Below are 17,852 nucleotides of genomic sequence, written 5' to 3'. Positions count from 1 at the left end.
TTAAACCAAAATAGGAAAGCATTTATTTTATGATAAAACTGAGATTGATTGCTCTAATATTAAGTCTTTTATTACCTGTAACTGTTTTAGCAGAACAAAAGAAAGAGCAAAAAAGCACAGTTGAGATATTGCATAGTAATATCAATATGATGATGCAAGATACGGCATCTTGGCTTGATAATTTAGCTGGAAATGACAATGAAAATAAAGTGGCATCTGCTAATGGTTATTTATTGTTAGGTTGGCTTCCCAGAACTTCAGACTTAGCAGATATTGATGCTAAATTTAAAGTGCGTTTAAAATTGCCTAATTGGAATGAGAGGATAGCACTAGTGATAGATAATGATGAGGACGACCTTAAATTAGACTATGAAGCCGATGAAATTGAAACTAATCATGAAAATGAAGATATTAATTTGGCTGTTCAATATATAAAACAGGTTAATTCAAATTTCAAAATCAAAAATCGCATTGGGATTTCAAGAGCGCAACTCTATGCACGAACGGAATTAAAACGTACTTGGCAGTTTGAGTCGTATCAAGTTCAGTTAACACCCAGAATAGACTATTTTAGCAGTGATGGCTGGGCACCTGCCGTTAAAACAGCATTTGAATACCCGCTTATGTCTAGCTCATTATTGTCACTCTCAGCAAGTTGGCAAAAAGTGAAAAAAGAGAAAAATCCAAGGCAAAAAGTCGGTTTTTATCATATAAAAAAAATCCAACAAAAGCAGCTGCTAGTGACTGGGTTGCAATATACAAATAATAAATATTCTGATGAAAGTTATTTAGCTTCAGTGCGATTTAGAAATCAGTTTTATAAAAAATGGCTGCATTTCGAATTAGAGCCTTTCGTAGAATTAAATCAAGATAATCGCTATAAAACTGAACTGGGCCTAGCATTACGTTTGATAGGTTATTATGGCAAGTAACGCTAATTCTGTGTTATTAAACTATGCACAGAATGCATAAATACTATTATGTTTGTATCCTGTAAATAAATGAATCTCTAATTGACTGGGGCTTAAGTGTTGCCAAATTGAATGTGCTTTGTTTGGACAAATTGCCTTTTGAATGTAATTTTGTTGGTATTGTTTATCAATTTGAAGTTTTTCTGGGATTTGAATAAAAACTCGGATTTCATTTTTTATTATTTCAGAGTTAACATAGCGCCAAGAACCCATTCTAAATTTGTGAGAGATAAAATTACTCACTAAGTTTAAATGTTCAGTGGTGAGTTCAGTCTGTATGTCTTGTATTTGAGAATGACTGTCATTAGAAATGAAAGTATTTATTTTAAAGCAAGTCAAAATGATCAACAAAAGTAAAAAGAGCATCACCGCAACAATTTTGATATTTTTATATAGACGACTTTTTATTCCTAATTTTAAGGAAACCCAAGATTCATTTGGCATCGTTAATTTTGCTTGAGAATCTTCAATATATTGATTTTTTTGTATCATCATTTTAGTTACAGGTTTATTTTCTATGGCTTCATTAAACTGTGAAAATGTGTACAGAATATGGAGAAACTAATATTTAAGTTATGATTTATTTAAAAGTTAAACTCCATAATTCATCCACAATTATCATGTTTAATGTCTGTGAAAATTGTAATTGCAGTTCAATATTAAAGTGAGTAATTATATAATTCATTTTAATTGAGTTAATGATGTCAGTGAATGAGTAGTGCTTGTATGGAAGATATTTTAATTGTTGAAGATGAGCATGAGATAGCCGATCATCTTGCGCGTTTTTTTCAAGCCAGTGGCTTTTCAACCAGTCATATAGATGAAGGAACGGGTGTTGTTGATGCTGTAAAACGCAAGCAACCAAGTTTAATTGTGTTAGATTTAATGTTGCCTGGTAAAGACGGTTTAAGTTGCTGTAAAGAAATCAGGGAATTCTCAAATGTACCTATTATAATGCTAACTGCCAAAGTAGATGAAATTGACCGATTAATCGGGTTAGAAGCTGGAGCAGATGATTATGTCTGTAAACCTTTTAGCGCACCTGAGTTAGTTATGCGTGTGAAAGCAATTTTAAAACGTACTAAAAATCAAGTGTCGTATCAATTATTAACAGTTGATACCGACAAACAGTTGGTTTTTTATCAAAAAACAAAAATAAACCTTACTTCGCTCGAATATGCACTATTTTCGTTGTTGTATAAATATCCAGAACGAATTTATTCGCGTCAACAGATTATAGATTCAGCATATCCTGACCTAAGAGATATTACTGATAGGGCGATCGACAGTCATATCAAAAATATTCGAAAAAGATTTAAACAAGCAAGTGTTGAAGAAAAAATAATAGAGTCTGTTTATGGTGCTGGATATAAATTGGTTTTACCTTAGTGCATATATTCCTATTGTTATTCGTGTTTTTTTCATCTTTTTCTTTAGCAAAAACAAGTTTATCTGAACACGTTGAGCACGCTTTCAATCAAGAAAATAATGATGAAAGGGTCAGATTATTAAATTCTCTTTCTATTGAAGTTAATCAACAGCAAAATACCAAACTAAAAATGCGATATTTTAGACTATTAGCACGTAGTTTAAAAAATATATCTGAATATGAAAAAGCCCATGAATCAATAGACTTGGCTATTTCGTTTGCAAAAACGCACACTTCTAATTTAGAGTATGGCAAGTTAATTCATACTAAGGGTGTCATTTATAATAAACAGCAAAAGTATCAGCAAGGTATTAAGTTATTATCAGAAGCCGTTGTAATATATAAACAATATAACTTATTATTGCTTGAAGTTAATGCGATGAGAAAAATCGCGACTGCTCATGAGAAAATGTCAGATTATCAAAATGCTTTACGGTTATTAACACCATATTTATCTCGATTAGGTGAAATAAATGATCAAAAAGAGGTATCTTATTTATATTCTTCAATTGCACGCATTCACGGTAGTTTACAATTATACCCAGAGGCTTTGGAGTTAGAACTAAAAGCACTGAATATATTGAAAAAAAGTGGTGAACCAGATATAAATTTGACAGAAAGTTTTTATGCAATAGGGGAGATCTATCGTGCGCTAGAAGAGTTCAATTCTGCAAAAATTTATTTTAGCAAAGCGTTATCTCTGGATTTAGCATCAGGAAATAAAAATGATTTAGGTCACAGCCAAGTAAAGATGGCCCAGGTTGTTTTAGGATTAAATCAAACAGAAGATTCATTAGAGTATGCACAACACGCTTTTGAAACCTTTAAAAATGATAAAAGCGTAAGAAACCAAGCCTGGGCGCAATCAAATATTGGTTTGGCTTATTTTAAATTGAATCAATTAGAAAAAGCTGAAAATAACTTATATCAAGCCTACCTTGTTATTAAACAAGAGCCTAACGATAATTACCTTTTGAGTGGGATTTTACATGAATTGGCTGATGTAAAGTACCAGCTTGAGCAATATGGCGAAGCACATGACTTGGCAAGGAAATCTTTGGCAATAGCAATAGAAAAATCTTATATAAAATATAAGGTTAATGCTTTAGAGATTTTGGTTAAAATTGAAATTCAGATACAAAATTTTGAAGCCGCCTCACAGTTCCAAAGTCAACTTTTAAGTGCGACAAAACATTTTAATCATAAAGTATATAATAATCGTCTTTCGGTTGTTATGAACTCCTTAGATATAGTCAATAAAGACCTAGAAATTAAGGCTTTAGAGCTTGAAAAGTCAAATAAACAGACCCAGTTAGATCAAGAAAAAGCACATAATAAGATAACTTTACTGATATTTGTCATCGTTTTTATTTTACTTATTGGCTTTATTCTTAAGTTATGGAATAAACGTAGATTAATTAAATTAGAAAAACAACTATTGTCAGAATCAATAGAGCGGAAAAATGCTTTATTTTCTGATATATCTCATGATTTACGTACACCGCTATCAGTGCTTAAATTACAGTTAGAATCGTTAGAATTTGATCTTGTAAATGATAGAAATGCAGAGTTCAAAAGCATGCATCAAAAAATTCATGACATTAATCAATTAATCTCTGATATATATGAATTATCTCGTTTAGAGAGTGGCACGTTAAAAATTCAAAAAGAAGTTTTTGAATGCAAGGCTTGTCTCAATAATTTTTCCAATGAGTTCAAAGCACTTGCAAGAAATTTTAATTATACCCAAGAAATTACTCTTAAAGATGATGTAAAGTTATATGCCTGCAGGAAAAAAATACAGCAAGTATTGGTTAATTTAGCCTCTAACTCGATTAAATATACAGATGTACCAGGACGTATTCATTTCTCATGCAAACAAACAAGAAATAAACTTATTTTAAGTGTTTCAGACTCTTCACCTGGCGTGAATAAAAAAGCGCACAATCAAATTTTTGAACGTTTATACCGGGAAGAAAAGTCTCGTAATAGAGATTTAGGTGGCAGTGGTTTAGGTTTAGCTATTTGCAAAAGTATTATTGAATTACATCAAGGGTCGATTATGGCAAAAGACAGTAAATTAGGGGGGGTAAAAATAATCGTTACTTTACCTTTAATTGAAAATGAAGCGCATAACTTAAATGTGTAATAATAAATTTTAAGTATTAATTAAATCAGTATTTAATTAATATGACGTTTTGTTATTTTAAGAAATAAAGCAGTGACTGAGCAAAAAATTTTTATTATCGGGTTGCCTCGAACAGCCACAACCAGTGTATGTGTTGCAATGTTAAACTTAGGGTTTAAAACGGCGCATACGGCTTATACCAACCAATCAATGCATCATGCACAAGTTATTGCTGATACGCCTATTTTTTGCGATTACCAAAAGTTAGATACAGAATATAAAAATGCAAAATTCATTTATCTAGAACGCGAATTTTCAGTATGGTTACCTTCTATCAGGCAGCTTCTTAAGCGCATGTATAAAAATTTACAACGCACTGATGGTGGTTTTAATCCAACTTTAAAGCGATGCTACAACAGTGTTTTTTATCCGCTAACTGAAGACAATATTAATAACGATGCGTTTTTATTATCATGTTATCAGCGACATCAAAAAAATATAAATGAATTTTTTAAAGGGCGAGAGCAAGACTTACTTACAATTAATGTCAACGATAAATCAAGTTATCGGAATTTATTAACATTTTTAGATATTAATATCCCTGAGTCTGAACAAACAGGCTTTGAGCGTATTAATATCGGTGGAAAAGTGACAGCTTGGAAACAAATTAAAAGCCCATTAAAAATTGAAGCAACACAAAAGGGTAAAGTAGATAAAGTTAAATAATTTCAACTAGCCCTTTTTTAGCTTGGTGAACACAGGTAAAATTACGTTTTTTATTAGTAAGTTTTTATGGTTTTGAAATGTTTGAATTAAAATACGATACCCCTTTTGAATGGACCGAAGCAGTTCTTTGTGACTTTGATAGTTTCTTACAAGATCACGCATCAGCAGAGAAAAAAGCGTCAGGTATGGCAACATCCATGTTATCTCATTACCCAGATAGAGAAACGCTTGTCAGAACGATGACTGATTTAGCAATTGAAGAACTCTTCCATTTTAAAGAAGTATTAAAGCTGTTAACAAGTAAAGGTCTTACTTTAGGAAATGACAAAAAAGACAGTTATATCAAGCAAATGCGTGGAGTATTTCGTGGTGATCCGCTGCAATTCTTTTTAGATAGATTATTACTTGGCGCAGTCATTGAAGCCAGAGGCTGTGAGCGTTTTGCACTTGTAGGTGAAGCCTTACCTGAAGGGAAAGAAAAACAGTTTTATATTGAAATTGCAGCTTCTGAAGAAAAACATAAAAATTTATTTGTAGAATTAGCATATGAATATTTCGAGAAAGAAGAAGTTGATTTACGTTTAGAAGAAATCTTAATTTATGAAGCAAAAGTATGTGAAAGTTTGCCGCATAGAGCTGCATTGCATTAATTTTTATTTCAGAGATATTCAATGGAAATAATCGCTGGATTCACCCAAATAAATCAAAAGCAGACTGAGCGTTATACAGCTGCTTTTAAAGATTTCTCTCATAAAGTCAGTGATATTGAACAACTTGGTTTTGATATTACAACTTTAACAATTGACCCACTTTCAACTGATTGGCATAGCCCTGAAAAAATGAATCATTTTCGCAGTGGTTGTGCGCCGATATTAGCGTTAAAACATGCCCAACATTTAGTTCAAAATGGGTGTGATGCGGTGGTCATTAGTGGTGAAGAACCATTAAAAACGGGTTATAGTAAAGCTGAACGCCATAAATTGATGTCTATTTATAATGACAAAACGAGCATTGCTCAGTTATATGATGAATTAGCACATAAATTTATAGATCATCATGACTCTGATAAAGAAACTTTTTTGTATTTTGCAGATTTAATATTTCAAAATCATACTAAAAGTCATTCACTGGCGATTAATGAACAACGTGCTCATTTTGAGTCTCCAGAGCCAAAGTGGTTTAATCATGTAACAAGTTTATTTAGAGGGGTCGACTGCGCTAATCCTTTAGTCGACTTTACAGGTAAGCTTTTACTATGTAGTGAAAAGTTAATTGATAAGTTAAAAATAGAGAATAAAAACCGCGTATCAATAAAAGGGGTTGGTTTAGGTATACTTGATATTGATGAGCCAAAATCTTTATCACAAATCGTTAAATATACTCATTTGACTCAAGCGTATAATACTGCGTGTGATCAGGCTAATTTAGACTTTAATCAATTAGTGCATGATAAAAAAGCACTCATGAAAGTTTATACTTGTTACCCTGTTGTTCCCATGGCTTTTTTACTCAATACCGGATTAGTGAATTCCATTGACCAGATCCCCGATTTTTTGTCTGAACATTTATTAACGCTAAGTGGTGGAATGAACTTGGCACGTGCACCGTGGAATAATCCTGCACTTTATGGCTTGATTGAAATGTATCATCAGTTATGTCAAACAGATATTAACTATGGCATGGTGCATGGTAATGGTGGTATAGGGTATAAACAAGGCGTCGCAATACTCTCATCTGTTTAATATCAATAATTAAGATATCAGAAAAGTAAAAACCTGAGCTGAGCTCAGGTTTTTTTATGACTATTTTTTAGGGCCAATTGTTAAATAGATGTCATGTAAAAGTATTGTTTAAATTAATTAATCACTTAGCCTTAAAATACGATTGTAATTGATAATGATTTCCAATAGCATTCCGTTTTGTCAGGTAAATGAATTTATTTAGGATTATTATGAAGCATTCAACAATGTATTTAGCGATTTCAATTGCATTATCGGTTCCTAGTGTATACGCAAGCGATAAAAATTTAGAAGTGATTGAAGTTCAAGGTTCATATTTTAATGATTACAAAATTAATGATGCAAGAGGCGCGATGCGTACAAATACTTCATTATTAAGCACTGCACAGTCTGTGACGGTGATCCCAGATACAATTATAAGTGAACAGTTAGCAACAACATTAGGTGAAGTACTACTCAATGATGCAAGCTTAACAGCTGGCTCTCAGCAGAGAAATCGAGAGGTATTTAATTTACGTGGTTTTACACTTAGCTCATCAAATGGTTATTTAAGAGACGGGCATCAGCATTGGTCTCATTATCAGCAGCCTATAGAAACACTTGAAAGTGTTGAAGTTATTAAGGGACCATCAAGTATTTTATACGGCCAATCAGCGCCTGGTGGCTTAGTTAATATGGTCACTAAAAAACCAACGAGTAAAACGCTTTTAAATGTAGGGGCAGATGTTGATGGACAAGGATCAACGCGCTTTGTATTAGATGCCGGTGGTGCGCTTACTGAAGATGAATCATTAAGATATCGTAGTATATTAGTTAAGCAAGATGTTGAATACTGGCGTGAATACCAAAATGATGAACAAAGACAGCGAGATAGGTTTTTAGGTGCCGTTGTTGTTGATTATGATTTATCTGACAATGCTGTGGTTAGCGTTCATTTTGACCGAACTGATGATAAAGCGGGTTTAGATACCGGCGCTTGGTTAAATAGCGATGCTGAGGTAATAGGGGAGGATAAAACAATACGTGATATGTCTTGGGCCTTTACGGATATTACAGTTGAAAATATGGGTTTTGATATTAATTACTTTTTCAATGCACAGTGGCAAGTAAAACTCGGTTATAACAAACAAAACTTTAGCCGTCAGCGTTTTGAATCATCACCTAGAAAGCCTGATGATAACTTTAAAGAAGGTGAAAGTTATATATCAAAACCTTACGACAGGTTTGATGATTGGCAATTTGAAACTCTGTTTGCTGATTTTATAGGTGAATTTGAGCTCGCAGGTATGGAACATCAATTATTGATTGGTGCGAATTCATTAGATTATTATTATGGTCAGTTAAGAGTCAGTGGTGATAATTTTGAATATCAAGCTGGCATGAATGAACCTGAACGTCCAGATATCTCTTATACAACAGATGACTCTTTATATACCAGTGAATATGATTATTATGGTATTTATGTCCAAGATTTAGTGACTTTAAATGAGCAATGGCAAGTATCCTTTGGTGGTCGATATGATAAACAAAATAAAGAGGGCGCAGATAACGAATCTTTTGTACCTAAACTTGGTGTGCTTTATCATCCATTAGATACAGCTACAATTTATGCCAGTTATTCTGAAGGGTTTGAGCCGCAAAGTAGTGATACACTTGATGAAATTGATGATAGAAATCATGGTATGAAGTTAGATGCAAAGACATCAAAACAACTCGAGATCGGTGCTAAATGGCAGTTATTTGATGAACGCTTATTATTAACAAGCGCTATATATGACATCAGTAAAACTGGAACGCTCATTACTGAAAATTTAGAAAGTGACCCTGATTATAAAACGATTACAACACAAGCGGGTGAGCAACGCCATAAAGGGTTTGAATTAGCAGCACAAGGCGCGGTAAATGATAAATTATTTATTATGGCATCAAGTGCTTATTTAGATGCTAAATATGAAAAAGATAACGAGAAATATCATGGGAAAACACCTATTGATGCACCTAACTGGTCAGCTTCTTTATGGTCTCGTTATGAATTCAATGAAGCACTGGCAGTTAATGCTGGCATTTTTTATGAAGGTGAACGTTTCGCAAATACAGACAATACAATAATTAAAGAGGCTTATACAAGAGTTGATATTGGTGCAACTTATGAAGTGGCATTAGGTCAAAAAGATGTAAACTTTAGATTTAATATTGAAAACTTATTTGATAATGAGTATCTAGCTGGTGGCTCTGATTCTAATGTCACAATAGGTGAGGGAGCTAATTTTAGATTTGCGGTACAGTTTAGTCTATAAGCGCATTTAAAATGAATTTAAAGCACCTATCGGTAAAGAATAGGTGCCTTTATAAAATAGTTTATTTAAACAATCTATCAGACTCTTTAATTGGCATTTCATTAATGCTGGCATCTCGTGTTTGCATTAAACCCTCAGAGTCAAAATGCCAATTTTCATTGCCATACGCACGATACCATTGGTTATTATCATCATGATATTCATATTGAAAATGGACCGAAATTTTATCATCAGAAAAAGTAAACAACTCTTTTTTAAGTGTGTAGTTAAGTTCTTTATTCCACTTTCTTTTTAATAACTGGGCAATTGCAGTGCGACCTTGAATAAACTCATTGCGATTTCGCCACTTACACTCAGGTGTATAGGCTAAAGCGATTGCTTCTGGGTTTTTACCATTCCATAGGTCTTCAGCACGTTGTATTTTTTCTTTTGCAGATCCCAATGTAAAAGGAGGTTTTATTTGTTTAGCCATGTTTTGATCCTACGTAATTTAAAGGAAACCGATCGGTTTCTTTTGTTGATAGTAAACCGATCGGTTTATTGTGTCAATAATAAAAACTGGTATGCTACACCAATTGGTTTTCATCTAATTTAAATTATCTATGGCATCAGTTTCTAAACGTGAACACATCATTTCCCATGCATTGCCTCTTTTTTACCAAAATGGTTTTAATGCGACAGGTATTGAGCTGATTATTTCGCAAGCGGGCGTTTCAAAAAAAACCTTATACAAGTATTTTAAATCTAAAGATGATCTTATTTTATCTGTATTAACCAAGCGAGATGAAATATTTAGACGTAAACTTATTGATAAAACTGAGTTTTTAGGGAAAACAGCTGAAGGAAAATTACTCGCACTTTTTGATTTTTTACATGCTTGGTTTAATGAAGTGAATTTTTTTGGTTGTATGTTTATTAATGCTTCAGCTGAATTCACAGATATAGAACACCCAAGTCATATTGTATGTTCAGAACACAAAAATAAAATAAAAGCGTATATAAAATCTTTGGCATTTGAAGCTAATATAAAAAAATCAAGTGAACTGAGTGCGCAATTAAATATATTAATGGAGGGAGCGATAGTAGAAGCACATGTGAGTGGTGATAAAAATTCGGCCATTAAAGCAAAAAAAATGGCGGAGGTTTTTATAAATTTAGCTTTATCAACCGACTAAAACGAAGTTAAATCTAGCGGATTTTCAATAATGCGATATTTAACTTTTAGTTTTTGAACAAAGTCAGCATTTTGTTGCAAAAACACGTTAAATTTAGAAATTATTTCAGGGTGCTTAATTGTAGATAAGTGAAATACAATTTTTTGATATGGTAAATTTTTATTCATAATCAATTTCTTGTTTTGTTTTAATTGATTTAAGTGAAAGTTAATAACAGAGTAATCAAGATTGGTTACATCAACGATATTGTGAAGGACCATTTTTATCACAGATAATACCGTTGTATCTTCAATTAAAAGCAGTTGTTTATTTTTTATTTTTTTTAGCCATAAAGTGGAAGAAAAACCAGAAATCGTACCTAAACGCTGTATGTCTTTAACTGTATAATCTGAATGTTTATCTTGAGTTATACCCCCAGCTAATGATGAAACCACAGCGATACTATATTTGATTGATTGTTTTATTGATTCATCTTGTCGCCAAATAGCATTATCAGGGTATTTTAAATCGATATGATCTTTTAAATACCATTGATGAAACCTTTTAAGCGGCAAGGGTACAAATTCATACTTTATTTTGTTTTTGTTGAAAAAAGTTTCAAGTAATTCTTTTGTAAAACTATTTTTTCTATGACCAAAAGCATAGTGAGGATAATAATCTATATTCTCAACACCGATTTTATAAATTTTTTGCTGTTCGGCAGAAATTGAAAAGCTGAATATAAAAAAAATACAAAGCAATTTAATAGCTTTCATATCATTATCTTCAAATTTATTCTTAACTACAGTCTAAACTATAAAAAAAAGCTTTGTGAAGGTTTATTAATGAAACTCACTATTTTGGTTATATTTATGCTTTTCATTTGTAGTTGTCAAAATGTAAACAACAATACCAACATTATTGCTGTCTTTGCGCATCCTGATGATGAGACTTGGATTTCGGGTACATTGGCTAAATTAGCATCTCAAGGATTAAATGTTACTCCTATTTATTTAACATCGGGGGATAAAGGAAGAGATCTGTCTGGTTCAAAATTGTCAGGAGCCCAATTAGCTATAAAAAGAGAAAGTGAAGCAATAAATGCGTGTCAGGTTTTAGGTTTGTCATCACCTATATTTCTGCGTTTCCCCGATGGTAAAGTTCATTTAAATCAAATTGAGGTTAAAAATAAATTACACCAAGTGATTCATGAAAAAAAACCTATGGCTATTTTTACTTTTGAAGCTCAAGGTATTACGGGGAATAGAGATCATAGATTTGTTAGTAAAATAGTCAGGACTGAATTTGATAATAAAGTCATTTCATTTGCTGTATCACAAAATAGGGCTAATAAATTTTATGATTATGCAAAAAAACACGCAGTTGAGTATAAAATTAAAAACCCAATTTTAGATTCTGAGGTTTTTTATCAAATAGATGTTGGAGCGTTTCATCAAAAAAGAGTTGAGGCGATGTCGCAATATAAAACACAATTTCCGATGGAATTAGTATCTGCATTTTCAGACTTTGCTAAAGAAATAAAAGTTGAAGAATTGACTTCACCTCCAAAAGATCCCAGCTTATCGTATTTTAAATCAAAGTATCTTTTAAACAGTATTATAGCCAATTAATCGCTGTGTATTTTGCAGTTCCTTGATTCCATTCTACACTCTAAAAGGGTTAATTTATTGCACTTTTCTGAATACTTGTAATTATTTGTTCAAGATTTAGTTGGAATACTTCTTATGATGCATTATGAAAAAGACCATATAAATTTATTGTTAATTGAGGGAGATGATAGCGTTCGCAATATTTTTATTGGTTTCATTAAAGAGACATCGCTCAATATAAGCATAACAGAAGCGATAAGTGGTCAGTCAGCCATAGATTTTTGTAAAAAGAATACTTATCAATGCATTTTATTAGACAACGAACTACCAGATATGAATGCACAAAACATTATGTCGTATTTGCATGAAGGTAAAAATATTTCTACACCTGTCATTGTATTTACCGATAATGAACAATACAGCTTAGATTTAGAGATTTTAGAGGCCGGGGCGATTGATTTTATTCCAAAGCATCATTGCAATGTTGTGCTTTTGAAGCGACTAATTTTATATGCACTGGTTAGAAATCATTATCAAAGATCCCATACTGATTATTTAGAGCAAGAAAGGCAAGTCAAAGAAAAGGAACGTTTGCATGCAATTTTGGTTGCCATGGAGCGAGCTGAGGCAGCAAATGAAGCAAAATCACAATTTATTTCTTCAATGAGCCATGAATTAAGAACTCCGCTTAATGCGATTTTGGGTTTCGCCCAATTGCTTGAGTATAAGCAAGAGCCTCCTATAACGGATGAGCAAAGATCTTTTGTTGAAGAGATACTAAAAGCCGGAGGGCATTTATTAAATTTAATAAACGAAGTGTTAGATTTATCAAAAATTGAAGCCGGACAATTACATATTAATATTGAAGAGGTTTTATTCTCTAAAGTCTTAGCTGAGTGTTTAACACTCACGCAAGACTTAGCAAAAACACACAATTGTACGCTTATCGACCAATCTGAAAATTATAGTAATACGCTTGTTTTAGCCGATCATACAAGATTAAAGCAGGTATTATTAAACCTGATCACAAATGCGATTAAATATAATAAGGATAAGGGCACAGTCTCTATTAGTTGTGATATTAAAGCGGATTATTTACATATAAATGTAATAGATACTGGGATAGGCATATCTGAAGACAAGCTAACAGAAGTATTTGAACCTTTCAGTCGTATTAATGAAACTAAACTTAATGTGGAAGGTACCGGCATAGGTTTAACAATAGCTAAAAAAATGATGTCTTTAATGGGCGGTGATATTTTTTTAGAAAGCACATTAACTAAAGGAAGCCATTTTTGGCTTGAGATCCCAATAAAGCTGGATGCAGAGATAGTGAGTAATGCGCAATTTAATGAAGTTAAAAAAAATAAAAGTGAATTATTGTTTATAGACTGTAATGCACAATTAAACCATTCAAAAAAAGTATTTATCCAAACAGTGGAAGAGTATGAGTTTATTAAAATAGAATCGATTGAAAATGGTATTTTATGGGCTGAAAATCAGTCTATTTCATTTGTTTTTATTTATATGGATGCATTATCAGATTCAATATTAAATTATTTTTGTAAATTAAAATCCTTAGCATCACTTTCAAGTGTGCCTATTGTCGTAATTATACAAAATAGCTCTCAAAACGATATTACAAATATACTGCAAACAGGTATAGAACAATGTTTAACAGAACCTTTAGAAAAAAATACCTTACAACAAATAATTAATTTTAATTTAAATGAAGTTGATAAAACAATTTAATCATTTTTGAGTCCAAAAATAAGGAGGCTTAATGTCTCATTTAAAAATACTTGCAGTGGATGATAACCAACAGAATCTTAATTTACTTAACGCAGCGCTAAGTAAACAGTTTAGTGTTACTTTATCTGATGGGACTGAGTCATTAGAGTTACTTTGTAATGAACATAAACCGGACCTTATTTTATTGGATATTATGCTAGGGGATAAAAGTGGTTATGATTTATGTCGCCAATTACGTCAATCAGATGTAAGTGATGATATTGTAATTATTTTTGTTTCGGCACTGTCTTCATTAGAAGATAAATTAATCGCTTATGGTGCTGGTGGTGATGACTATATTTGTAAACCAATTGACATAAAAGTACTTGAACAAAAGCTACTATCTTTAGAAAAACGCATAGATCAACATCACATGCTTGAAGAGCAATGTGAAATAGCATCCGATGCTGCATTTACTTCAATGACATACTCAAATGAATTAGGGCAATTGATGTCTTTTTTTTCACAAACTCTCAGTATTTCAGATGTGCAATCATTATATAAAGCAACAGAAATGATCATGAGATCTTTTGGTGTTGTATGTTTAGTGGAATATAAACTCGAAAATGAAACATGTCGTTTTCCCGAAAAAACGATTTCATCTCTTGAAATGGAAATATTCGAGATGAGTTCTCGTGCAAAGCGTGCAGTTAGTTTTGGCAGTAATTTATTGCTACATTCAAAATATTGCACTTTACTTATTAAAAAAATTCCGATTGGTGATGAAGAAAAGTCAGGGCGTTTAACTGAGCATTTTTCGATGTTACTTGAAATTATGGATAGCCGATTATTATTTATAAATAGTGAAATGCAACGAGATAAAGAGCGCAGCCGCGCGATTGCAGAGCTTAGCTGTAAATTAGAGCAAGGGTTTGAAAAAATCAAATCAAGTATCAGCATCCAAGAGCATGAATCTCAGCGTATTTTATCTCAACTAGAAATGTCACTTAACTTAAAATTAGTATCAATTGGTTTAGCAGAAGAAGAAGAAACTGAAATAATTGGTGTTTTACAAGATACAAAAGAACAGTTTGAAGAAATGATGAATAAATCAATTAATCTTGATAATGATATTAGAGACATTATTAATTTACTCAATAATGTGAATTAATGATTGTTGGCACGGTGGTAACATGACTTATAAAAACAGTAAAATTTTCATTGTAGATGATAATCCGGCGAATACTTTAATGTTGCATAAATTATTGGAGTCGGAAGGATATTTGAATGTTAAAGTTTTTAATGATCCCGAGCTTGCGTTAAAAGCGTTTTTTTTACACCAGCCACAGTTAGTGCTATTAGATTTGGTTATGCCTAAAATTGATGGCATAAGTTTTTTAACAAAGATTCAAACTAAAATAACAGTAGCGGATGTTTCAGTCATTGTATTAACGGCAAGCCATGTTGAAGAAATGAAATATAAAGCACTTACGTTAGGTGCCCAAGATTATATTGAAAAACCAATTAATATCATTGAAACCATGCAAAGAGTTAAAAATGTATTGCATTCGCAGTTAAATAAAAACAAATTTAAAGACTTAAATGAAAATTTAAATATTGAGTTACTAAAAAGAAATCAAGATTTATCGTCTATTTCGGTTACCTTAGATACTATTTTTGAAACCTCTTCTGAATTTGTATTTATTACAAATGAAAATGGTGAGCTGACCAATTGTAATAAAATCGCAAGCCAAAGGTTTAATATTTCAACCGAAGGTCACTGGAACTTATTTGACTTTTTTAAAATTGATTTAAACTCTTTAACTAAAAACAATCAAGAAATGACGGTTAAAGATGCTAATAAACACCGTTTAATTGTTTCTGTTAATTCAACTAAAGTGCTTATTAAAGGTGTCATTAGTTATATTTATATATTTAAAGATATTACTGCACAAAAAGAAGATGAACTTAATCTAAAATATTTAGCCGAAACCCATTACATCACGCATTTACCAAATCGATTACAGCTAAATAGTGTTTTAAATAAATGCCTTGATAATCACTTAGAGCTGTCAATTATCTTTGTTTCTTTTTTTGATAACAATAAAATAGTTGAAGTATACGGACATGATAAGCTTGAATATTTACTACTTTGTATCGCGAGTAAATTACGAACCCTCTCGGATGAAAATAATGCTGGATTACTTCATTGGGGAGGCAATGATTTTGTGATTGCCGTTGAGGCCAGCATTTATTCAAACTTAATTGAAAAGTTATTTTCAGACTTTAAAGAACCGATGAATATTTTAGGTGTTGAATTATATTCTATGCCTACAGCAGGAGTATTTTTAAACGAAGCTAGGTCTAAAGCAATGGTATATGATGATTTAGTACATAAAGCACTACTAGCTAGTTATGAAGGATTTAGAAATAATCAAAAAGTAACAGTATATGATGAAAAGCTACAGCACAAGATTCAATATCGGGCACTTATTGAAAAAGAGTTAGTTGAAGCAATTGATAATCATGATTTTAAAATAGCATATCAACCTAAAGTGGAGTTAGACTCTAAAAAAATAGTGGGAGTAGAAGCATTGGTGAGATGGAACCACCCTAGCTTAGGTTTGGTAAGCCCTTCAGTTTTTATTCCCATTGCTGAAAGTGCTGGTTTAGTTAAAGAAATAGGTAGGATGGTACTAAATATTGTGACCGATGATATTCAGTTCTTAAAAGATAAATATCCCAAACTACAACATGTTGCAATTAATGTGTCTGCACCTCAATTAGATCACTCATTTATTCAAATTTTATCTGAAGTCAGTAAAAGTAAAGATATTGACAGTAGTTTCATCGAATTAGAAATTACAGAAACAACTTTTTTAGACGACTTAGAGCGTGTTGTGCCAATTTTGAATAATATAAGAGCATTAGGGTATAAATTAGCAATTGATGACTTTGGTACTGGGTATTCATCATTAAGTTATTTACATGAATTACCTATTAATACATTAAAAATTGATAGGTCGTTTATTTTATCTATGATGGATTCAGATAAAGGACTTAAGTTAGTTAAAAGTATTATTTCAATGAGTTTGTCATTAGATTTAAATATTGTTGCTGAAGGGATTGAAGATAATGCAACAGGAATGCTGTTATCAGAACTTGGTGTTCAGCTAGGGCAAGGTTTTTATTACCATAAACCTGAATTTTTAAATGAAAAAGTGATAACAAAACTTCAAAATTAAGCATTGTTGTTATTTAGCTAAATAACTTTTAACTTTTTGGTTTAGTCGCTACATGCCAAAGCCTTTAATTACTGAATATTAAACTACCTGCAAAGCCAATAAAAAAACTACCAGTTATACGAGAAATTAATTGACCATTAGCCTGTTTTAAAAGAAACCCTTTACATTTATAGGCGATAAGAACATAAAACGAAGTAAATATAAATGCATTAATAAGGCTGGTACTAATCAACAATGTAAATTGTGGAAATAGAGCCTGATCTGCATGAATAAACTGTGGAAATAAAGCTGTAAAAAACAATAGCGCTTTAGGGTTACTTAATCCTAAAATAAAACTGTTACTAAATAAATTAATAGATGAAGGAGTAATATTATTGTGTTTAGCAAGTCTAAAAACACCTTTATTTCGCCATAATTTTATTCCCAAAAAAATTAAATATGAAGCGCCTAAATATTTGATAATTAGATAAGTAAATTTAGATGACATCAGAATAAAGCCTAAGCTAGATGCAGAAATGATTGCCAAAGTGAGTATCGCACCTACATGGCCAAAAACCCCAACTAGAGCCATTTTCCGACCAAAATTAATACTATTACTCGCAGCTAAAAGTACTGAAGGCCCTAAACTAGCTGATGCTAAAATAGAAATCATCAGATATGTAAAGTATAACGAAAGGTCCATTTTAATCTTATTGGGCATAAAAGAATGCATACTAGCTTTTATAATGTTTATCTCAAGCTAAATAGTAATAAACATTGATTTAACTCATAAAATTAAAATATTTTTATAAGAACAACTTGATTTAAAAGATAATATTTAAG

16 protein-coding genes are annotated in these 17,852 nt (G+C 31.8%); 12 read left to right on the top strand and 4 right to left on the bottom strand.

Annotated elements, in window-relative coordinates; translation table 11 throughout:
• Window positions 1–29: 29 nt before the first annotated feature.
• Window positions 30–932, top strand: a complete 903-nt coding sequence (locus tag BM088_RS16465; RefSeq protein WP_091986790.1) for a hypothetical protein — start codon at window positions 30–32, stop codon at window positions 930–932.
• 21 nt (window positions 933–953) lie between these two features.
• On the opposite strand, the gene BM088_RS16460 is transcribed toward BM088_RS16465, so the two are convergent.
• Window positions 954–1,466, bottom strand: coding sequence for a hypothetical protein (locus tag BM088_RS16460; RefSeq protein ID WP_091986787.1), 513 nt, complete (start codon window positions 1,464–1,466; stop codon window positions 954–956).
• Between the two features lie 231 nt (window positions 1,467–1,697).
• Between BM088_RS16460 and BM088_RS16455 the strand changes: the two genes are divergently transcribed.
• The 6 genes from BM088_RS16455 (at window position 1,698) to BM088_RS16430 (ending at window position 9,290) form a co-directional block, all read left to right on the top strand.
• Window positions 1,698–2,360 (top strand): response regulator, encoded by a 663-nt coding sequence (locus BM088_RS16455; RefSeq protein WP_091986785.1) that lies wholly within the window; start codon window positions 1,698–1,700, stop codon window positions 2,358–2,360.
• Window positions 2,360–4,549 carry a tetratricopeptide repeat protein gene (locus tag BM088_RS16450; protein WP_143085100.1) on the top strand — a complete coding sequence of 730 codons (2,190 nt, stop codon included), beginning with the start codon at window positions 2,360–2,362 and terminating at the stop codon, window positions 4,547–4,549. The genes BM088_RS16455 and BM088_RS16450 overlap by 1 nt, the downstream gene beginning before the upstream one ends.
• 72 nt (window positions 4,550–4,621) lie before the next feature.
• A complete protein-coding gene (locus BM088_RS16445) occupies window positions 4,622–5,254 on the top strand; it encodes a sulfotransferase (RefSeq protein ID WP_091986779.1) in 633 nt (210 codons plus the stop codon).
• 77 nt (window positions 5,255–5,331) lie between these two features.
• Complete coding sequence (locus BM088_RS16440) at window positions 5,332–5,904, top strand: MiaE family protein (RefSeq protein WP_091986777.1); 573 nt, start codon at window positions 5,332–5,334, stop codon at window positions 5,902–5,904.
• Between the two features lie 21 nt (window positions 5,905–5,925).
• Window positions 5,926–6,996, top strand: a complete 1,071-nt coding sequence (locus tag BM088_RS16435; RefSeq protein WP_091986774.1) for a hypothetical protein — start codon at window positions 5,926–5,928, stop codon at window positions 6,994–6,996.
• 209 nt (window positions 6,997–7,205) lie between these two features.
• Window positions 7,206–9,290 (top strand): TonB-dependent siderophore receptor, encoded by a 2,085-nt coding sequence (locus BM088_RS16430; RefSeq protein WP_091986772.1) that lies wholly within the window; start codon window positions 7,206–7,208, stop codon window positions 9,288–9,290.
• Window positions 9,291–9,351: 61 nt separating this feature from the next.
• Here BM088_RS16430 and BM088_RS16425 read toward each other — a convergent pair whose 3' ends face one another.
• Complete coding sequence (locus BM088_RS16425) at window positions 9,352–9,762, bottom strand: nuclear transport factor 2 family protein (RefSeq protein WP_091986770.1); 411 nt, start codon at window positions 9,760–9,762, stop codon at window positions 9,352–9,354.
• A gap of 130 nt (window positions 9,763–9,892) precedes the next feature.
• Between BM088_RS16425 and BM088_RS16420 the strand changes: the two genes are divergently transcribed.
• A complete protein-coding gene (locus BM088_RS16420) occupies window positions 9,893–10,465 on the top strand; it encodes a TetR family transcriptional regulator (protein ID WP_091986767.1) in 573 nt (190 codons plus the stop codon).
• Here the strand turns inward: BM088_RS16420 and BM088_RS16415 are convergent.
• A complete protein-coding gene (locus tag BM088_RS16415; RefSeq protein WP_091986766.1) occupies window positions 10,462–11,220 on the bottom strand; it encodes a hypothetical protein in 759 nt (252 codons plus the stop codon). The genes BM088_RS16420 and BM088_RS16415 overlap by 4 nt on opposite strands.
• 69 nt (window positions 11,221–11,289) lie before the next feature.
• Here BM088_RS16415 and BM088_RS16410 point away from each other — a divergent pair, with 69 nt between their 5' ends.
• The 4 genes from BM088_RS16410 to BM088_RS16395 all read left to right on the top strand — a co-directional run bounded on the left by BM088_RS16410 (window position 11,290) and on the right by BM088_RS16395 (window position 17,030).
• Window positions 11,290–12,075: a PIG-L deacetylase family protein gene (locus BM088_RS16410; protein WP_091986763.1), complete on the top strand. Its 786-nt coding sequence runs from the start codon at window positions 11,290–11,292 to the stop codon at window positions 12,073–12,075.
• A 114-nt stretch (window positions 12,076–12,189) separates the two neighbouring features.
• The gene (locus BM088_RS16405) at window positions 12,190–13,806 is read left to right on the top strand and encodes an ATP-binding response regulator (protein WP_091986761.1); all 1,617 of its coding nucleotides are present in this window, start codon (window positions 12,190–12,192) and stop codon (window positions 13,804–13,806) included.
• A 31-nt stretch (window positions 13,807–13,837) separates the two neighbouring features.
• Window positions 13,838–14,956 (top strand): response regulator, encoded by a 1,119-nt coding sequence (locus BM088_RS16400; RefSeq protein WP_091986758.1) that lies wholly within the window; start codon window positions 13,838–13,840, stop codon window positions 14,954–14,956.
• Between the two features lie 22 nt (window positions 14,957–14,978).
• Window positions 14,979–17,030 carry an EAL domain-containing protein gene (locus BM088_RS16395; RefSeq protein WP_091986755.1) on the top strand — a complete coding sequence of 684 codons (2,052 nt, stop codon included), beginning with the start codon at window positions 14,979–14,981 and terminating at the stop codon, window positions 17,028–17,030.
• Window positions 17,031–17,094: 64 nt separating this feature from the next.
• On the opposite strand, the gene BM088_RS16390 is transcribed toward BM088_RS16395, so the two are convergent.
• Window positions 17,095–17,712, bottom strand: coding sequence for a LysE family translocator (locus tag BM088_RS16390; RefSeq protein ID WP_177208079.1), 618 nt, complete (start codon window positions 17,710–17,712; stop codon window positions 17,095–17,097).
• Between the last annotated feature and the right edge of the window lie 140 nt (window positions 17,713–17,852).

Source organism: Pseudoalteromonas denitrificans DSM 6059 (genome assembly GCF_900112265.1).
GTDB classification, from domain to species: domain Bacteria; phylum Pseudomonadota; class Gammaproteobacteria; order Enterobacterales; family Alteromonadaceae; genus Pseudoalteromonas; species Pseudoalteromonas denitrificans.
Note: the sequence above shows the minus strand (reverse complement) of the source record. Positions and strands in the feature narration are given on the sequence as shown.